The sequence below is a fragment of the Pseudomonas sp. LBUM1672 genome (assembly GCF_059695655.1).
In genome coordinates this window covers 2,330,323-2,348,475 of record NZ_CP166781.1, presented here as the reverse complement: position 1 = coordinate 2,348,475, position 18,153 = coordinate 2,330,323, and the positions used below count along the sequence as shown (strand labels likewise).

Annotated in this window: 15 protein-coding genes; 3 read left to right on the top strand and 12 right to left on the bottom strand. The window is 59.9% G+C overall.

Going from position 1 to position 18,153, the window contains the following annotated elements:
- Positions 1-4: 4 nt before the first annotated feature.
- Genes ACA053_RS10685 through ACA053_RS10660 form a run of 6 tightly spaced genes read right to left on the bottom strand, consistent with a single transcriptional unit; the run spans position 5 to position 5,960 of the window.
- Entirely contained in the window at positions 5-1,747 is a 1,743-nt protein-coding gene (locus tag ACA053_RS10685) for an ABC transporter substrate-binding protein (protein WP_109629389.1), read from the bottom strand.
- A 48-nt stretch (positions 1,748-1,795) separates the two neighbouring features.
- Complete coding sequence (locus tag ACA053_RS10680; RefSeq protein WP_109629387.1) at positions 1,796-2,068, bottom strand: DUF2160 domain-containing protein; 273 nt, start codon at positions 2,066-2,068, stop codon at positions 1,796-1,798.
- 10 nt (positions 2,069-2,078) lie between these two features.
- Complete coding sequence (locus ACA053_RS10675; protein WP_010458825.1) at positions 2,079-2,879, bottom strand: carbohydrate ABC transporter permease; 801 nt, start codon at positions 2,877-2,879, stop codon at positions 2,079-2,081.
- 8 nt (positions 2,880-2,887) lie between these two features.
- Positions 2,888-3,754 carry a carbohydrate ABC transporter permease gene (locus ACA053_RS10670; RefSeq protein WP_497317084.1) on the bottom strand — a complete coding sequence of 289 codons (867 nt, stop codon included), beginning with the start codon at positions 3,752-3,754 and terminating at the stop codon, positions 2,888-2,890.
- Positions 3,751-4,866: an ABC transporter ATP-binding protein gene (locus tag ACA053_RS10665; protein ID WP_109629385.1), complete on the bottom strand. Its 1,116-nt coding sequence runs from the start codon at positions 4,864-4,866 to the stop codon at positions 3,751-3,753. The genes ACA053_RS10670 and ACA053_RS10665 overlap by 4 nt, the downstream gene beginning before the upstream one ends.
- Positions 4,866-5,960: an ABC transporter ATP-binding protein gene (locus ACA053_RS10660; RefSeq protein ID WP_497395374.1), complete on the bottom strand. Its 1,095-nt coding sequence runs from the start codon at positions 5,958-5,960 to the stop codon at positions 4,866-4,868. Before ACA053_RS10660 ends, ACA053_RS10665 begins: the two co-directional genes overlap by 1 nt.
- A 428-nt stretch (positions 5,961-6,388) precedes the next feature.
- Between ACA053_RS10660 and ACA053_RS10655 the strand changes: the two genes are divergently transcribed.
- Complete coding sequence (locus ACA053_RS10655; RefSeq protein WP_497395372.1) at positions 6,389-8,236, top strand: sigma-54-dependent Fis family transcriptional regulator; 1,848 nt, start codon at positions 6,389-6,391, stop codon at positions 8,234-8,236.
- Positions 8,237-8,451: 215 nt separating this feature from the next.
- Here the strand turns inward: ACA053_RS10655 and cysS are convergent, their stop codons facing one another.
- Positions 8,452-9,834 (bottom strand): cysteine--tRNA ligase, encoded by a 1,383-nt coding sequence (cysS, locus tag ACA053_RS10650; protein WP_497317077.1) that lies wholly within the window; start codon positions 9,832-9,834, stop codon positions 8,452-8,454.
- A gap of 17 nt (positions 9,835-9,851) precedes the next feature.
- Positions 9,852-11,552, bottom strand: a complete 1,701-nt coding sequence (locus tag ACA053_RS10645) for a glutamine--tRNA ligase/YqeY domain fusion protein (protein ID WP_497317075.1) — start codon at positions 11,550-11,552, stop codon at positions 9,852-9,854.
- A gap of 276 nt (positions 11,553-11,828) precedes the next feature.
- Between ACA053_RS10645 and ACA053_RS10640 the strand changes: the two genes are divergently transcribed.
- Both ACA053_RS10640 and lpxH read left to right on the top strand, forming a co-directional pair.
- The gene (locus ACA053_RS10640) at positions 11,829-12,335 is read left to right on the top strand and encodes a peptidylprolyl isomerase (protein ID WP_109629376.1); all 507 of its coding nucleotides are present in this window, start codon (positions 11,829-11,831) and stop codon (positions 12,333-12,335) included.
- Entirely contained in the window at positions 12,332-13,084 is a 753-nt protein-coding gene (gene lpxH / locus ACA053_RS10635; protein WP_497395370.1) for a UDP-2,3-diacylglucosamine diphosphatase, read from the top strand. The genes ACA053_RS10640 and lpxH overlap by 4 nt, the downstream gene beginning before the upstream one ends.
- A gap of 126 nt (positions 13,085-13,210) precedes the next feature.
- Here lpxH and ACA053_RS10630 read toward each other — a convergent pair whose 3' ends face one another.
- The 4 genes from ACA053_RS10630 to ACA053_RS10615 form a co-directional block, all read right to left on the bottom strand.
- The gene (locus ACA053_RS10630) at positions 13,211-14,740 is read right to left on the bottom strand and encodes a DHA2 family efflux MFS transporter permease subunit (RefSeq protein ID WP_109629372.1); all 1,530 of its coding nucleotides are present in this window, start codon (positions 14,738-14,740) and stop codon (positions 13,211-13,213) included.
- Positions 14,741-14,956: 216 nt separating this feature from the next.
- Positions 14,957-16,162, bottom strand: a complete 1,206-nt coding sequence (locus ACA053_RS10625) for an HlyD family secretion protein (RefSeq protein WP_497395367.1) — start codon at positions 16,160-16,162, stop codon at positions 14,957-14,959.
- A gap of 15 nt (positions 16,163-16,177) precedes the next feature.
- Entirely contained in the window at positions 16,178-17,647 is a 1,470-nt protein-coding gene (locus tag ACA053_RS10620) for an efflux transporter outer membrane subunit (protein WP_497395365.1), read from the bottom strand.
- A complete protein-coding gene (locus tag ACA053_RS10615; protein WP_010458806.1) occupies positions 17,644-18,117 on the bottom strand; it encodes a MarR family winged helix-turn-helix transcriptional regulator in 474 nt (157 codons plus the stop codon). The genes ACA053_RS10620 and ACA053_RS10615 overlap by 4 nt, the downstream gene beginning before the upstream one ends.
- Positions 18,118-18,153 lie beyond the last annotated feature (36 nt).

Here is an 18,153-nt window from a genome sequence, read left to right as displayed (position 1 = left end):
TCTGTTACTTGCGCGCCGCCTCCCACGATTTCAGCAGTTCGGCATAGCTCACGGTTTCACCTTTAGGCTTCTCGTTCGCCAGTTTCGGCTTCGGTGCACCCGGCTGATCGAACCAGTACTGAGCATCGCGCTCCGGGTTCATTTTCGGTGCGCAGGTGGCTTGAGCCTTCGAGCGTTCCAGACGCGCCATGATCGCGTCCTGATCCTTGGCCAGGCCATCCAGCGCCTGTTGCGGAGTCTTCTCGCCGCTGGCCGCTTCCGCGATGTGGCTCCACCACAGTTGAGCCAGACGTGGATAATCCGGCACGTTGGTCCCGGTCGGGGTCCATTGCACGCGGGCCGGGCTGCGGTAGAACTCCACCAGGCCGCCGAGTTTCGGTGCCAGGTCGGTCATGGCTTGCGAGTTGATGTCCGACTCACGAATCGGCGTCAGGCCGACGATGGTTTTCTTCAGCGACACGGTTTTCGAGGTCACGAATTGCGCATAGAGCCAGGCCGCCAGTTTCTGCTTCTCAGGCGTGGATTTCATGAACGTCCAGGAACCCACGTCCTGATACCCCAGCTTCATGCCCTCTTCCCAGTACGGTCCGCGGGGTGATGGCGCCATGCGCCATTTCGGCGTGCCGTCGGCGTTCATTACCGGCAGACCCGGTTTGGTCATGTCGGCGGTGAACGCGGTGTACCAGAAGATCTGTTGGGCGATGTTGCCTTGGGACGGCACCGGGCCGGATTCGGAGAAGGTCATGCCCGCTGCTTCCGGTGGTGCGTAGGCCTTGAGCCAGTCGACGTATTTCTGCGTCGCATAGACCGCCGCCGGGCCGTTGGTGTCGCCGCCACGGGTTACGCTGGAACCGACCGGGTGGCAATCCTCGACGCGGATGCCCCACTCGTCCACCGGCAAACCGTTGGGGATGCCTTTGTCGCCGGCACCGGCCATGGAGAACCAGGCATCGGTGAAGCGCCAGCCGAGGGACGGGTCTTTCTTGCCGTAGTCCATGTGCCCATAGACTCGCTTGCCGTCGATCTCCTTGACGTCTTCGCTGAAGAACTTGGCGATGTCTTCATAGGCCGACCAGTTCACCGGCACACCCAATTCGTAGCCGTACTTTTCCTTGAACTTGGCTTTGAGCTCTGGCCGCTCGAACCAGTCGGCACGGAACCAGTACAGGTTGGCGAACTGTTGGTCAGGCAATTGATAGATCTTGCCGTCCGGTGCAGTGGTGAACGAAATGCCGATAAAGTCCTTGAGGTCCAGGGTCGGCGAAGTGAAGTTCTTGCCTTCGTTGGCCATCAGGTCGGTGATCGATTCGGTCTTGCCGTAGCGAAAGTGCGTACCGATCAGGTCCGAGTCGTTGACCCAACCGTCATAGATGTTTTTGTCCGACTGCATCTGGGTTTGCAGCTTTTCCACCACGTCGCCTTCCTGCAGCAAATCGTGGGTCAGCTTGATCCCGGTGATTTCGGTGAAGGCCTTGGCCAGCGTTTTGGATTCATATTCGTGGGTCGCGATGGTTTCCGAGACCACCTTGATGCTCATCCCGCGAAACGGCTCGGCGGCCTTGATGAACCACTTCAGCTCTTCGAGCTGCTGCTCTGGCGTGAGGGTGGACGGTTTGAATTCGCTGCCGATCCATTTCTTCGCGGCGTCTTCGTAGGCATCGGCCCAGGCCGAAGCGCTCAGACCGCTGAGTGCCAGCATGGCTGCCAATGAAATGCTATGTCGCAGCTTATTGTTTTTGTCGAACATAGAGACCTCCTGTTTGGTTTTCGGAGCAACATTGCCGATCGATTTCGACTAGCCCCAACGCATCACAGCCAACAGCCACACCAGGGACAACGCGAACGCAACCCAGATGCTCCAGTCGGTGACGCCGATTACCAGCAAATGCAGGTAGGCGCTGCCGAGAAGACCGATAAACAGCCGATCGCCACGGGTGGTGGCAATCGGCAAGAAACCACGCCGAGGGACACTCGGCGAACGTAATTCCCAGGTCGTCATGCCCGCCAGGATCAGGCCAATGGCGATGAAGAACGCCGCCGTGGGGACAGTCCAGCTCATCCATTCCATCATCAGCTCCTCAGACCCGGCCCAGGGCAAAGCCCTTGGCCACGTGGTTGCGAACAAACCAGATCACCAGCATGCCCGGCAGGATGGTCAATACCCCCGCCGCCGCCAGCACGCCCCAGTCGATGCCGGACGCCGAGACCGTGCGGGTCATCACCGCCGCAATCGGTTTGGCGTTCACCGATGTCAGCGTCCGTGCCAGCAGCAGTTCGACCCAGGAAAACATGAAGCAGAAGAACGCCGTGACGCCGATCCCCGAGCCGATCAGCGGGACGAAGATCTTCACGAAGAACTTGGGGAAACTGTAGCCGTCAATGTAAGCGGTTTCGTCGATTTCTTTCGGAACGCCGGACATGAAGCCTTCAAGAATCCACACCGCCAACGGCACGTTGAACAGGCAGTGGGCCAGGGCCACCGCGATGTGCGTGTCGAACAAACCGATCGAGGAATACAGCTGGAAGAACGGCAACAGGAACACCGCCGGTGGCGCCATGCGGTTGGTCAGCAGCCAGAAAAACAGGTGCTTGTCACCCAGAAAGCGATAGCGCGAGAACGCGTAGGCCGCCGGCAACGCCACGCTCAGGGAAATGATCGTGTTCAGGCTCACGTAGTACAGCGAGTTGAGGTAACCGTTGTACCAACTCGGATCGGTGAAGATCACCTTGTAGTTGGCAAAGGTGAAATCCTGCGGAAACAGCGTCAGACCGCCGAGGATTTCGGTGTTGCTCTTGAAGGACATGTTCAGCAGCCAGTAGATCGGCACCAGCAGGAACAGGATGTAGATCAGCAACGGAATCAGCTTTCTCTTGCTCATGGCGGACCTCAGCGGTTGGCGTCAGAGTGAGTCATGGCGGTGTAGAACAGCCAGGACACCAACAGGATGATCAGGAAGTACACCAGCGAGAAAGCTGCCGCCGGGCCGAGGTCGAATTGCCCTACAGCCATCTGAGTCAAGGTCTGACTCAAGAAGGTCGTGGCATTCCCCGGTCCGCCGCCCGTGAGGACGAAGGGCTCGGTGTAGATCATGAAACTGTCCATGAAGCGCAGCATCACCGCGATCAGCAGCACGCTCTTGAGCTTGGGCAGCTGGATATGTCGGAAAACCGCCCAGGACGATGCCCGATCAATCCGCGCTGCCTGGTAGTACACGTCCGGAATCGCCCGCAACCCGGAGAAGCACAAAAGCGCCACCAGCGACGTCCAATGCCAGACGTCCATCACCAGCACCGTGACCCAGGCGTCCATGGTGTTGGCCGCGTAGTTGTAGTTGATGCCCATCGCCTTGAGGCTGGCCCCGAGCAGACCGATGTCCGCACGACCGAAAATCTGCCAGATAGTGCCGACCACGTTCCACGGAATCAGCAGCGGAATCGCCAGGATAATCAGCACCAGCGACGACCAGCGGCCCTTGGTCGGCATGGTCAGGGCGATGGCGATGCCCAGGGGGATTTCGATCAGCAATACGCAGGCGGAATAGATGAATTGCCGCAGCAGCGAGTCGTGCAACCGTGGATCGAGCAGCACCTGCTTGTACCAGTCGGCGCCGACGAAGTAGCGGCTGGACTGGTCGAAGATGTCCTGCACCGAGTAGTTGACCACGGTCATCATCGGGATCACCGCACTGAACGCCACCAGCAGAAACACCGGCAGCACCAGCCACCAGGCCTTGTTGTTCTGCACCTTGTTCATGGCTGCACCTCATGATTGGCTTGCGCTGGCAGAAGGTAATCGTCCGCATAGACCATCAACCACTGCGCCGGGAAGCTGATCCAGGCCGTGCCTTCCGGCACCGGTTTGTCTTCGGCCAGACGCACTTTCAACGGCGCGCCGTCGAGGTTCAGGGTCATGATCTTGTAGGTGCCGAGGTCTTCGACGTGTACGACTTGTGCCTGCATCGCGTCATCGAACGGCTCGTCCCACACGTGCACGAACTCCGGACGGATGCCGACCTTCAGGGTTTTCCATTCCGATTCGGCGATGCGTTTCTGTTGCGCGTCGGACAAAGGCAGGTGCGTCGAAGCAAAACCGACGCCGCCCGGTTGTGGCTGCACCTCGATCAGGTTCATTCCCGGACTGCCGATGAAATAGCCGACAAAGGTGTGGGTCGGCCGCTCGAACAATTCCCGCGGGGTGCCGAATTGCACGATCTGGCCGCCGTACATCACCGCGATCTTGTCGGCGAAGGTCGAGGCTTCGAGCTGATCATGGGTGACGTAGACCATGGTGATGTTGAACTGCTCGTGGATCTGCTTGAGCTTGCGCCGCAGTTTCCACTTCAGGTGCGGGTCGATTACCGTCAGCGGCTCATCAAACAGGATCGCCGAGACGTCGTCGCGCACCAGCCCACGGCCCATGGAGACTTTCTGTTTTTCATCGGCAGTGAGGTTGCGCGCCTTTTTGCTCAGCAGCGCTTGAAGGTCAAGGACCTCGGCAATTTCCTGCACCTTGCTGTGAATTTTTGCTTCGGCCATGCCTTGATTGCGTAGCGGGAACGCCAGGTTGTCGAACACCGTCATGGTGTCGTACACCACCGGAAACTGGAAAACCTGGGCGATATTGCGCTTCTCGGGAGTCAGGTCATTGACCACTTTGCTGTCGAACAGCACCTGGCCCTGGGACGGGCTGAGCAACCCGGAAATGATGTTGAGCAACGTCGACTTGCCGCAACCCGAAGGCCCGAGCAAGGCATAAGCACCGCCCTGCTCCCAGACGTGGTCCATCTCGCGGATCGCGTAATCCTCGGGACCGGTCGGCGTGCTGGTGTAGCTGTGGGCGAGGTTCTGCAAACGGATTTCGGCCATCAGGCAACCCTCGCGATACGGCGACCGGGCGCCTGGACCAGCCGCCCCTGCGCATCGAACACAAACAGTTTATGGGTCGGGATATAGATCCGGATCGGCGCATCGACGTCGTATTCGTGAACGCCGGGCAAGTGCAGCACCAGCAGGAAATGCTCGTTGCGCACATGCAGGAAGGTTTCCGAACCGCTGATCTCGGCCACCTCGACGGTTACCGCGAGTTCGAGGTCATCGTCGTTGCTCGGCACCAGTGAGATATGGCTTGGGCGCACGCCGAAACGGAACTCGCCCTCGCCCACCGGGCGCAAATCGACGTTCAATGGGAAATGCACGAAATTGGCGAAGCTGACTTCGTTGCCCGCGATACGGCCCGGCATCAGGTTGATCGGCGGCTCGGAGAACAGCTCCGCCGCCAGCACCGTTTGTGGCTGGTGATAGACCTCCGAGGATTTACCGCTCTGGATCACCCGGCCTTCGTGAAGAATGGTGGTGGTGCCGCCCAGGGCCAGCGCTTCATTGGGTTCGGTGGTGGCGTAGATGGCAATGGTGTGCCGGGCCTTGAACAGCTCGCGCATTTCCTGACGCAGTTCTTCGCGCAACTTGTAGTCGAGGTTGACCAGCGGCTCGTCGAACAGGATCAACTCAGCATCCTTGACCAACGCCCGGGCCATCGCGGTGCGCTGTTGCTGGCCGCCAGAAAGCTCCAGCGGATAGCGCTTGAGGAATTTCTCGATGCGCAGCATCTTCGCGGTTTCCAGCACTTTGCTCTGGATCAGCTCGTTGGAAACACCGCCCTGGCGCAATGGCGAAGCGATGTTGTCGAAGACGGTCATGGTCGGGTAGTTGATGAACTGCTGATAGACCATCGACACGTTGCGCAAACGCACCGGGCGCTGCGTGACGTCGACACCGTTCATCAGGATGCGGCCGCTGTCGGGCTTGTCCAGCCCGGCCATCAGGCGCATGAGACTGGTCTTGCCGGACAGCGTACGCCCAAGCAAAACGTTGAAGGATCCGGCTTCGAAACTCAGGCACGCATCGTCGATCCAGGTCTGGCCCTCGACGGTGCGGCTGACGTGCTCCAGGGTTAATGACATGGCTCGGCCTTTTTATTATTTGGAGTCAAGCGACCCAGGCTGTAGAGCGAGTTTCATGCCAAAAAATGTAAGTTGTTGAACTACTTTGAAAATCTTCGAGGCAGCGATAAAACCGCTTTCGATGCTGAACAGAAATGAACAACCGCGACTGAACAATTGAACAATCCAGCCGTTGACAATGAACAATAGTGAACAACACTCTACGGATGCTTTTGTGACACGATTATCCGAATTCACCACGATCCTGTAGCAGCTGGCGGAGCCTGCGTTCGGCGACGCAGTCGTCGTGAAATCAAGCAGCGCGATGTGTCAGGATGACCGCACATGCAGGTTTTACGACCACTGCGTCGCCGAACGCAGGCTCCGCCAGCTGCTACATGAATCGCGCTGCACATAACAAAAATAATAATGCTCAGAGATCGACTGCCATGGCCGTACCTGCCTCGCCGCTCTCCCACGACACCATCATCCAGGACTCCTGGTCCCGTTGTCGCGCGTTCGGCCTTAATCATCAAAGCGCCCCGGCGTTCGATCAGCTCCCGGCCGAAGGCATCGCCCAGTTGCTGGAAAGCCAGCATTCGCTGGTGCAGACCACGCATCAGGAAGTCCTGCCGTATTACGAAAACATCCTGAGTAATTCCAACTGCCTGATCATGCTCGCCGACAATCAGGGCCAGGTGCTGACGTCCTGGGGCACCCAGCGTTTTATCGAACCGACCCTGACCCGCGGCTTTAGCGCCGGCGCCAGCTGGATGGAGCGTTGCAGCGGCACCAACGCGATCGGCACTGCCCTGGCCTGCGAGCAAGCGGTGCACATCGAGCACGATGAGCATTTCCTCAAGGCCAACCGCTTCATGACCGGTTCCGCCGCGCCGATTTTCGATGCCGAACGCAAGGTGATCGCGGTGCTGGACGTGTCCAGCGACAGCTACCTGCCGCCGTCCCACACCCTCGGCATGGTCAAGATGATGAGCCAGACCGTGGAAAACCGGCTGATCCTCAACCTCTTCCACGGCCAGCATTTTCAACTGACCTTCAACACCGGGCTGAACAACCTCGACAGCCAATGGGCCGGCTTGTTGATCTTCGATGAAACCGGCCAGGTGCTGTCCGCCAACCGCCGTGCCGACAATCTGCTGGGCATCAGCCTGTCCCGGGTCAGTGTCGAGAGCCTGTTCAAGGTGTCATTGCTGGAGTTGCTGAACCAGCCGGAAGGCCTGCCTTTTGCGCTGCAAGCCTCCGGGCGCAACCGTTTTCAATGCCTGTTGAAACGGCCGAAACAGGTGCCGATTCAAGCCAGAATGTTTTCTGAAACCAAAAGCGCGGAACCGGCCGTGGCCGCGCCCGCTGCGATCAGCCTCAATACCCTGCATTTCGGCGACAGTCGCGTGGAAAAAGCCGTGCGCCAGGCCGAACGATTGCTGGAAAAAGACATTCCGCTGTTGATCCACGGTGAAACCGGGGTCGGCAAGGAAGTCTTTGTCAAAGCCCTGCATCAGGCCAGTTCCCGCAGCAAAAATCCATTCATCGCCGTCAACTGCGCAGCGATCCCCGCCGAACTGGTGGAATCCGAACTGTTTGGCTACGAGAAAGGTGCATTCACGGGTGCCAATCAGAAAGGCAGCATCGGCCTCATCCGCAAGGCGGATAAAGGCACGCTGTTCCTCGACGAAATTGGTGACATGCCGTTGCCGACTCAAGCTCGGCTGTTAAGGGTTTTGCAGGAGCGTTGCGTGCAACCGGTGGGCAGCAGCGAGTTGTTCCCGGTGGACATCCGCATTATTTCGGCGACCAACCGCTCGTTGCGTGAGCAGGTGCAGCTCGGCCGGTTTCGTGAGGATCTTTATTACCGGATTGGCGGCTTGACCCTGGAGTTGCCGCCGCTACGGGAACGCAGTGATAAACAGGCGCTATTCAAGCGCTTGTGGGAACAGCATCGCGAGCCATCGCAGTGGGCCGGGTTGAGTCGGGAGGTAATGGAGTTGTTCGGCCGTCATCCGTGGCCGGGGAATCTACGGCAAGTCAGCAGCGTGATGCAGGTCGCGCTGGCCATGGCCGAGGAACAACCGGTGCGGCCGGAGCATTTGCCGGATGATTTTTTTGTCGATCTGGAGATGGAGCCGGTGGAATCGCAAGAGCCGCTGGCGGTGGATTTGAATGATGCCGAGGATTTGAATCGGTTGTTGCAGGCGGCTGGGGGGAATATTTCGCACCTCGCCCGGCGGTTAGGGGTGAGCCGCAATACCCTTTACAAGCGATTGCGCCAGGCTGAGTAATTGAGTGAACTGCGGTGATAGTGTTCGGCTTGAGACCATCGCGGGCAAGCCCGCTCCCACAGGGTTTTGTGGCGTTTACAAAATCGGAATCCACCTCGATCACTGTGGGAGCGGGCTTGCCCGCGATGGCGCCAGCCGGTACACCACTGCATTTAAGCCCAGCCCACAAACAAAAACCCGCACAAGGCGGGTTTTGTTTGTAGCAAACACAGCAATCAGTCAGCCAGACGCCAGGTCGTGCCGCCCTTCCCGTCTTCCAGCACCACGCCCATCGCGGTCAACTGGTCGCGGATACGGTCGGACTCTGCCCAGTCTTTACCCGCACGAGCCGCCAGACGCGCAGCAATCAGCGCATCAACCTCAGCCGCATCCACCCGCCCTTCGGCACCGGCCTGCAGGAAGTCATCCGCCTCAAGCTGCAACACGCCCAGCACGCTGGCCAGTTCCTTCAAGCGCGCTGCCAGACCCGCCGCCCCATCAAGATCGCTCTCACGCAGACGGTTGATCTCGCGCACCATCTCGAACAGCACCGCGCAGGCTTCCGGCGTGCCGAAGTCGTCGTTCATCACCTGGGTGAAGCGCTCGACAAAGGCTTCGCCGCCAGCCGGCGCCACGTTCGGCAGGCCTTTCAACGCATGGTAGAAACGCTCGAGTGCGCCTTTGGCGTCCTTGAGGTTGTCTTCCGAATAGTTGATCGCGCTGCGGTAGTGGCTCGACACCAGCAGGTAACGCACGACTTCCGGGTGGTACTTTTCCAGCACGTCGCGAATGGTGAAGAAGTTGTTCAAGGACTTGGACATCTTCTCGCCATTGATGCGAATCATGCCGCAATGCATCCACGCGTTGGCGTAGGTCTTGCCGGTGGCCGCTTCGCTCTGGGCGATTTCGTTTTCGTGGTGCGGGAACTCGAGGTCGCTGCCGCCGCCATGAATGTCGAAGGTCTCGCCGAGGCAGCAGGTCGACATCACCGAGCACTCGATGTGCCAGCCCGGACGCCCGGCGCCCCACGGCGATTCCCAGCTCGGTTCGCCCGGCTTGGTGGCTTTCCACAGCACGAAGTCCAGCGGGTCCTGTTTCGACTCGTCGACTTCGATCCGTGCGCCGATGCGCAGGTCTTCGATCTTCTTGCGCGACAGCTTGCCGTAGCCCATGAACTTGGCGACGCGGTAGTAGACGTCGCCATTGCCCGGGGCGTAGGCGTAACCCTTGTCGATCAGGGTCTGGATCATGCTCAGCATGCCCGGAATATGATCGGTGGCCCGCGGTTCCATGTCCGGCTTGAGGATGTTGAGGCGCGCCTCGTCCTCGTGCATCGCGGTGATCATGCGCTCGGTCAGCACGTCGAACGGCTCGCCGTTCTCCTTGGCCCGATTGATGATCTTGTCTTCGATGTCGGTGATGTTGCGCACATACGTCAGGTTATAACCGCTGAACCGCAACCAGCGGGTCACCAGGTCGAACGCGACCATGCTGCGGCCATGGCCAATGTGGCAGTAGTCGTACACGGTCATCCCGCAGACGTACATGCGCACATTGTTGCCATCCAGCGGCTTGAAAACTTCTTTGCTCTTGGTGAGCGTGTTGTAGATCGAAAGCACGTTAGAGGTTCCTTGAATCACTGGCCCCACGAATCACGCAAGGTCACGGTACGGTTGAATACCGGAGCACCTGGTTTCGAGTCCTTGATATCCGCGCAGAAGTAACCTTCGCGCTCGAACTGGAAACGGTCTTCCGGCTGTGCATTGCCCAGCGAAGGCTCAGCACGACAACCGGTGAGGACTTGAAGCGAGTCAGGGTTGATGTTGTCCAGGAAACTGGCGCTGTCTTCGGCCTTCTCAGGGTTCGCAGAGCGGAACAGGCGATCGTACAGACGCACTTCGCACTCGACGCTGGCCGCGGCCGGCACCCAGTGCACCACGCCTTTGACCTTGCGGCCTTCAGGGTTCTTGCCGAGGGTTTCCGGGTCATAGGAGCAACGCAGTTCAACGATGTTGCCGTCGGCGTCCTTGATCGCTTCATCGGCACGAATCACGTAGCTGCCGCGCAGACGCACTTCGCCGTTCGGCTCCAGGCGCTTGTAGCCTTTTGGCGGCTCTTCCATGAAGTCATCGTGGTCGATGTAGATTTCACGGGCGAACGGCAGCTTGCGCACGCCCAGTTCTTCTTTCTGCGGATGACGCGGCAGTTCGAGGTTCTCGACCTGGTCTTCCGGGTAGTTGGTGATCACCACCTTCAACGGACGCAGCACGCACATGGCGCGCGGAGCGTTCTGATCCAGATCCTGACGGATGCTGAACTCGAGCATGCCGAAATCGACGACGCCGTCAGAACGGTTGGTGCCGACCATGTCGCAGAAATTGCGGATCGACGCAGGCGTGTAGCCACGGCGGCGGAAGCCCGACAGCGTGGACATGCGCGGATCGTCCCAGCCATGAACGTGCTTTTCATCGACCAGTTGCTTGAGCTTGCGCTTGCTGGTGATGGTGTAGTTCAGGTTCAGGCGGCTGAATTCGTACTGACGCGGGTTCGCCGGGACCGGCAGGTTCTCCAGGAACCACTCGTACAGCGGACGGTGGCTTTCGAACTCCAGGGTGCAGATCGAGTGGGTGATGCCTTCGATGGCATCCGACTGACCGTGGGTGAAGTCATAGTTCGGGTAGATGCACCACTTGTCGCCGGTCTGGTGGTGATGCGCGTGACGGATGCGGTACATGATCGGGTCGCGCAGGTTCATGTTCGGCGAAGCCATGTCGATCTTGGCCCGCAGCACGCGTGCGCCGTCCGGGAATTCGCCGGCACGCATGCGGGCGAACCAGTCGAGGTTTTCTTCCACGGAGCGGTCACGGAACGGGCTGTTCTTGCCTGGCTCTGTCAGCGTGCCACGATATTCCTTGGCCTGTTCCGGGCTCAGGTCGTCGACGTAGGCCTTGCCGGCCTTGATCAGCTCGACGGCCCAGTCGTGCAGCTGGTCGAAATACTGCGAGGCATAGCGCACTTCACCGGACCATTCGAAGCCCAGCCATTTGACGTCGCTTTCGATCGCGTCGATGTATTCCTGGTCTTCCTTGGCCGGGTTGGTGTCGTCGAAACGCAGGTGCGTGACGCCGCCAAATTCCTGGGCCAGGCCGAAGTTCACGCAAATCGACTTGGCGTGACCGATGTGCAGGTAGCCGTTGGGCTCAGGCGGGAAACGGGTGACGATCTGCGTGTGCTTACCCGAGTCCAGGTCCGCCTGGATGATCGGGCGCAGGAAATTGACCGGCACGGCAGGGCCGGTCTTGGAATTCGAGGTAGGGTCGACAGTGGGCTTGCTCATAGGATCCTTGAACGTACAAGTGCGCGGCCAGTTGGCCAAATCAAAGCGGCTGTTAAAACAAAGGGGCTTATCATAGCCGATGCCGTCAAGTCGCTGACAGAGCAGGCCCGAAAACGGCTGCATTTAATCGGATGCAAATGAAAAACAGCCTCGAAATTCGCGCCCGGCACGCTAAACTGCGCACCTTGGCTGTTGCTGGCCAGACCGGTTGGGGGCTGTAACGCCCCGAAACCCACGAATTCATATAAAACGCATCTCCTAAAAGAGTCCACGATCATGACCCAAGTCAAACTCACCACCAACCATGGCGACATCGTCCTGGAACTGAACGCTGAAAAGGCACCGCTGACCGTTGCCAACTTCATCGAGTACGTCAACGCCGGTCACTACGAAAACACCGTTTTCCACCGCGTCATCGGTAACTTCATGATCCAGGGCGGCGGTTTCGAGCCAGGCATGAAAGAAAAGAAAGACAAGCGCCCAAGCATCCAGAACGAAGCCGACAACGGCCTGCCGAACGACAAATACACCGTCGCCATGGCTCGCACCATGGAGCCGCATTCGGCTTCCGCCCAGTTCTTCATCAACGTAGCTGACAACAGCTTCCTGAACCACAGCGCCAAGACCACTCAGGGCTGGGGCTACGCCGTATTCGCCAAAGTCGTTGAAGGCACCGACGTTGTCGACAAGATCAAAGGTGTTTCCACCACCATGAAGTCCGGCCACCAGGACGTGCCAGCAGAAGACGTGATCATCGAGAAAGCCGAGATCATCGAAGCGTGATACTGCTGATTTCAGACTTGCATCTGGAAGAGGAGCGCCCGGACATTACCCGGGCGTTTCTGGATTTGCTCGCCGGACGCGCCCGCTCGGCGAGTGCGCTGTACATTCTGGGCGACTTTTTCGAGGCGTGGATTGGCGACGATGCCATGACGCCATTCCAGCGTTCCATCTGCCAGGCCCTGCGCGATCTTAGCGACAGCGGCACGGCCATTTTTCTGATGCACGGCAATCGCGACTTCATGCTCGGCCAGGCCTTTTGCAAACAGGCCGGCTGCACATTGCTGAAGGACCCGAGTGTCGTGCAGTTCAACGGTGAGCCGGTGCTCTTGATGCACGGCGACAGCCTCTGCACCCGCGACGAGGCTTATATGAAGCTGCGTCGCTATCTGCGCAACCCGATCACCCTGTTCATCCTGCGGCACTTGCCACTGCGCGCACGGCATAAACTGGCGCGCAAACTGCGCAGCGAAAGCCGGGCCCAGACGCGGATGAAGGCCAATGACATTGTCGATGTCACGCCAGACGAAGTGCCGCGGATCATGCAGGCATATGGCGTGAAGACCTTGATCCATGGCCACACCCATCGCCCCGCCATCCACAAGTTGCAGATTGGCGAGCAAGCAGCCAAACGCATTGTGCTGGGGGATTGGGACCGTCAAGGCTGGGCGTTGCAGGTGGATGAGCAAGGGTTTGCCCTGGCCCCCTTCGACTTCACCCCGCCGCCACAACTGGCAGCCCCCACCAACTGACAGATCACCACAGATCCCATTGTGGGAGCGGGCTTGCTCGCGAAGGCGTCCTGTCAGCCAGCACTTGTATCAACTGACACACCGCTTTCGCGAGCAAGCCCGCTCCCACATTTGCCGCGTGTTGACTTAATGGCCGGAGGCGGCTGGCCCTGCCTTCGCGGCAAACGGCGGTTTCGCCAGCCACACAATCACGATCAAACCCATGAACGCCCACCCCAGCAACGTGAAGTAATCCACGGTGGAGAGCATGTACGCCTGGCTGGTCAGCACATGATCCAGCTGCGCATACGCCGGGTTGCCCGCCCCGCCCAGCGCATTCAGTGCCTCACGGGTCGCCGGTTCATAAGTGGTGATGCTTTCGCTCATATAGGCGTGATGCTGATCCGCCCGGCGAATCCAGATCCATGTGGTCAGCGACGCCGCGAAACTACCGCCCAACGTCCGCAGAAACGTCGCCAGACCAGCGCCGTCGGCGATCTGGCTCGGTGGCAGGTCCGACATCAGGATGCTCAAGGTCGGCATGAAGAACAACGCCACGCCAATACCCATGAACAGCTGCACCAGCGCGATGTGCTGGAAGTCCACTTCGTTGGTGAACCCGGCGCGCATGAAACAGCTCAGGCCAATCGCCAAAAACGCCAGACCGGCCAGCAGCCGCAGGTCGAACTTGTGCGCATATTTGCCGACAAACGGCGACATCAACACCGGCAGAATCCCGATCGGCGCCACCGCCAGCCCCGCCCATGTCGCCGTGTAGCCCATCTGGGTTTGCAGCCATTGCGGCAGGATCAGATTGATGCCGAAGAACCCGGCATAACCCAACACCAGCACGATGGTGCCGATGCGGAAGTTGCGATACGCAAACAGCCGCAGGTTGACCACCGGATGCTTGTCGGTCATTTCCCAGATCACGAACACCGCCAGCGCGATCACTGAAATCGCCGCGCCGATGAGGATGAAGTTCGATTCGAACCAGTCGAGGTCGTTGCCCTTGTCGAGGATCACCTGCAACGCGCCGACGCCGATGATCAAAGTGATCAGCCCGACGTAATCCATCGGTTGACGGCTGGTTTCCACCGGGCGTGCCTTGAGTTGCTGACGCACCACCATCACCGCGAAGATGCCGATTGGCACGTTGATGAAGAAGATCCACGGCCAGCTGTAACTGTCGGTAATCCAGCCGCCGAGGATCGGGCCGGCAATCGGCGCGACCACCGTGACCATCGCCAGCAACGCCAGGGCCATGCCACGCCTGGCCGGCGGATAGACCGCAATCAGCAGCGTCTGGGTCATCGGGTACAACGGACCGGCCACCAGGCCTTGCAACACCCGGAAGCCGATCAGCTCGGGCATCGAGGTCGAGATGCCGCAGAGAAACGAGGCCAGCACAAACAGAATGGTCGCCCAGAGAAACAGCTTCACTTCACCAAAGCGCCGGCTGAGCCAACCGGTCAGCGGCAGCGCGATGGCGTTGCTCACCGCAAACGAAGTGATCACCCAGGTGCCCTGCTCCGAACTCACACCCAGGTTGCCGGAAATCGTCGGCAGCGCCACGTTGGCAATGGTCGTGTCGAGCACTTGCATGAAAGTCGCCAGCGACAGGCCGATGGTGCTGAGCAGCAGGCTGGGCGGCGTGAAAGACGCGTTATTGCTCATCGCAAATCCTTTGAAACCTGATGGGCGCAGCGCCTTTTACAGACGCAGCTGACCTTGTGGGAGCGAGCTTTTGTGGCAAGAGAGCTTGTGTGGCGAGGGGATTTATCCCCGTTCGGCTGCGAAGCAGTCGCAAAGCTTTTGGGGCCGCTTCGCGACCCAACGGGGATAAATCCCCTCACCACAGAAGCTCGCTCCCACAGGGTTGGCGGATGGCAATCAGCGCTGCGCGGTTTTGCTGACCGCTGCGCTGTTGTCGTGGATCAACTGCGTGATCATCGCGTCGGCTTCAGCCAACTGACGGTCGTAGACGTTGGTGCTGAACGAAGCCTTTTGCGGCGGCTGTTGCGCCAGCACCGGGCCGCTCTGGTCATGCAGGTTCACATCAACCTGGGTCGACAGGCCTACGCGCAACGGGTGCTTGGCCAGTTGTTCGGCGTTGATGTGAATCCGCACCGGCACCCGCTGCACGATCTTGATCCAGTTACCGGTGGCGTTTTGCGCAGGCAGCAGGGCAAACGCGCTGCCGGTGCCGGCGCCGAGGCTGTCGATGGTGCCACTGAACTTCACGTCGCTGCCGTAGAGGTCGGCTTCGATATCGACCGGTTGGCCAATGCGCATGTCACGCAGCTGGGTTTCCTTGAAGTTGGCGTCGATCCACAGCTGATCCAGCGGAATAACCGCCATCAGCGCCGTGCCCGGCTGGACGCGCTGGCCCAGTTGCACAGAGCGTTTGGCCACGTAACCGGTGACCGGCGCGATCAAGGTACTGCGGGAATTGTTCAAGTAGGCCTGACGCAATTGCGCAGCCGCCGCCATCACGTCCGGATGCGACGAGACCACCGTGTCATCCACCAACGCGCTGGTGGTTTTCAGTTGCTGCTTGGCGTTGGCCAGGGCGTTTTGCGCCGAGGTCAGGTCGTCACGGGCGTGGGACAGTTCTTCCTGGGAAATCGCCCCGCCAGCGGCGAGGTTTTTCCGACGATTGAAGTTGTCCTGGGCCTTTTGCACTTCGGCCTGCTGGGCGTTGACCTGGGCTTTCATGCCATCGACGTTGCTGTACAAGCCGCGCACCTGACGCACGGTGCGGGCCAGGTTGGCCTGGGCACTTTGCAGACCGACCTGGGCGTCGTTCGGGTCGAAATTGACCAGCACCTGGCCTTCATGGACCAGGTCGCCATCGTCGGCGCCGATGCTGACCACGGTGCCGGTGACCAGCGGGGTGATTTCCACCACGTTGCCGTTCACATAGGCATCGTCGGTGCTTTCGTTCCAGCGGCCGTAGAGTTCGTGATAACCCCAGACACCGACACCGGCGAGGATCACGACGATCGCGAGCACGACCAGCATGACTTTGCGCTTGCGCGGATTGCTGGTGTCTTGAGCGTTGTCAGGAGTTTGTGTTGTCGTTTCGGCGGTGGCCATGACAAATACCTTGAATTAGTTGTGCTGCGTGGCTGGGAGTACGTTGGCTGCGGTCAGGGTTTCGCCCTGGAAGCCGCCGCCCAGCGCCTGCATCAGTTGGATCGACAGGTCGATCTGCTCGGCATTCAGGTTGGCCAACTGACGCTGGGCCTGGAGCAATTGCTGCTCGATGCTGAGCACGTCCAGGTAGTTACCGATGCCGGAACCGTACCGCTGGACCACGGTGTTGTAAGAATCCTGGGCAATGTCGGTGGCGTGTTGCTGCGCCCCGATCTGCCGGCCGATATCGCGCAACTGGTTGATGGTGTCACTGACATCACCCAGGGCTTTCACCAGGCTTTTGTTGTACTGCGCCACCGCGAGGTCGTAATCGGCGTCGCGGGAATCGAGGTCGGCACGCAGGCGGCCGCCGTCGAAAATCGGCACGGAAATCGTCGGTGCAACGTTGAAGAAACGGCTTGCCGAACCAAACATCGCATCACCCAGCAACGACTCGGCACCGGCCGCCGCGCTCAGGTTGAGGTTGGGGTAGAACTGGGTTTTACCGGCGGCGATGTTCTTGCTCGCGGCTTCGACCCGCCAGCGTGCAGCCACTAGGTCTGGACGACGACCGAGCAACTCGGCGGGCAGTACCGATGGCAAGGCAACGGCGCTGGCTTGCAGGATCTTCGGCCGGGCGATTTCATTGCCGCGATCCGGGCCTTTGCCGAGCAGCACGGCCAACGCAATCTTCGCGCTTTGCAGGCGCTTTTCGGCGTCGATCAGGCTCGCTTCGGAACTCGCTTCCAGGCTTTCGGTTTGCTGGAACTGGTATTGGCTGTCGATCCCCGAGCTCAGGCGACGCTGGCTCAGGTCGAGCATTTGTTTGGTGCGTTTGAGGTCTTCGTTGGCCAGGTCGTAGACGATGTGCGCCTGCCCCAGGTCGCTATAGGCGCGGGCGACGTCGGCGGACAAGGTCAGTTGTGCGGCCTGCTGATCGACTTCGGCCGCACGGGCCTCGCCCAACGCAGCTTCCCAGGCATCCCGCTGACCGCCCCAGAGGTCGAAGTTGTAATTGAAACTGGCACCGATGTTGCGCACGGTGGAATACGTACCGCCCTGCCCGCTCGGGTCTTGATCTCGTGCCAGGCGCGAACGGCTGACTCCGGCGCTGGCATCGAGGGTCGGCATGCGCGCGGCATCGGCGGCGTACGCGGCGGCGCTGGCCTGATGGGCGCGAGCGTCGGCGATTTGCATGTCGGGACTGTCGTGCAAGGCTTCGCGGATCAGGCCGTCGAGTTGCGGGTCGCCGAGGCTTGTCCACCAGTCGCTTTTCGGCCAGGCCGCGGGCGACAGGGTCACGCCGCTGAGGGATTGCCCGGCCTTGAGGTTTGTCGCATCAAGGCTGACGCCTTCGGTATTCAGGCCGCTGTAACTGGCGCAACCGGCCAGGGTCATGGCCGCCAGCACCAGGCTCAGGCCGACACGCAGGGTTTTACTGCTCATTTGTCACCTACCCGCAGCAAGGTGATCGAGTCACCGGCCGCCACAAGGATTTTCTTGAGGATCTGTTCCAGGGTTTTCAGCTCATCCGGTGTGATCGCGCCAGCCAGTTCATTCATGGCATCAGCGCCGATCTCCGGCAGGCGGTCAGTCAATTGCTGGCCTTGCTCGGTGAGCACCAGTTGCACCTGACGGCGATCCGCCTCGGAACGTTGGCGGGCGAGGAAACCTTTCTGTTCCAGACGGTCGAGCATGCGAGTCATCGAACCGCTGTCCAGCGACAGGTGCCGGCACAGCTCGGCCGGGGTATCGACGCCGAACTGGGCCATGATGATCAGCACTTTGAACTGCGCAGCGGTGATGCCGTGGGGTTCCATGTGCGTGTCGATGATCCGGTCCTTGAGCAGCGCAGCGCGCCCGAGCAGGAGGCCGAGATGGCAAGTGTGGAATTCGTCTGGGGTGAAGTGTTTCATCTGACCACCAATTAGCTGCCTAGGCAGAGAATGTAT

Excerpts from the sequence above, each read along its gene's own strand:
- ACA053_RS10685 (WP_109629389.1), bottom strand. The coding sequence starts at position 1,747 with ATGTTCGACAAAAACAATAAGCTGCGACATAGCATTTCATTGGCAGCC.
- ACA053_RS10680 (WP_109629387.1), bottom strand. The coding sequence starts at position 2,068 with ATGGAATGGATGAGCTGGACTGTCCCCACGGCGGCGTTCTTCATCGCC.
- ACA053_RS10675 (WP_010458825.1), bottom strand. The coding sequence starts at position 2,879 with ATGAGCAAGAGAAAGCTGATTCCGTTGCTGATCTACATCCTGTTCCTG.
- ACA053_RS10670 (WP_497317084.1), bottom strand. The coding sequence starts at position 3,754 with ATGAACAAGGTGCAGAACAACAAGGCCTGGTGGCTGGTGCTGCCGGTG.
- ACA053_RS10665 (WP_109629385.1), bottom strand. The coding sequence starts at position 4,866 with ATGGCCGAAATCCGTTTGCAGAACCTCGCCCACAGCTACACCAGCACG.
- ACA053_RS10660 (WP_497395374.1), bottom strand. The coding sequence starts at position 5,960 with ATGTCATTAACCCTGGAGCACGTCAGCCGCACCGTCGAGGGCCAGACC.
- ACA053_RS10655 (WP_497395372.1), top strand. The coding sequence starts at position 6,389 with ATGGCCGTACCTGCCTCGCCGCTCTCCCACGACACCATCATCCAGGAC.
- ACA053_RS10645 (WP_497317075.1), bottom strand. The coding sequence starts at position 11,552 with ATGAGCAAGCCCACTGTCGACCCTACCTCGAATTCCAAGACCGGCCCT.
- ACA053_RS10640 (WP_109629376.1), top strand. The coding sequence starts at position 11,829 with ATGACCCAAGTCAAACTCACCACCAACCATGGCGACATCGTCCTGGAA.
- ACA053_RS10630 (WP_109629372.1), bottom strand. The coding sequence starts at position 14,740 with ATGAGCAATAACGCGTCTTTCACGCCGCCCAGCCTGCTGCTCAGCACC.
- ACA053_RS10625 (WP_497395367.1), bottom strand. The coding sequence starts at position 16,162 with ATGGCCACCGCCGAAACGACAACACAAACTCCTGACAACGCTCAAGAC.
- ACA053_RS10620 (WP_497395365.1), bottom strand. The coding sequence starts at position 17,647 with ATGAGCAGTAAAACCCTGCGTGTCGGCCTGAGCCTGGTGCTGGCGGCC.
- ACA053_RS10615 (WP_010458806.1), bottom strand. The coding sequence starts at position 18,117 with ATGAAACACTTCACCCCAGACGAATTCCACACTTGCCATCTCGGCCTC.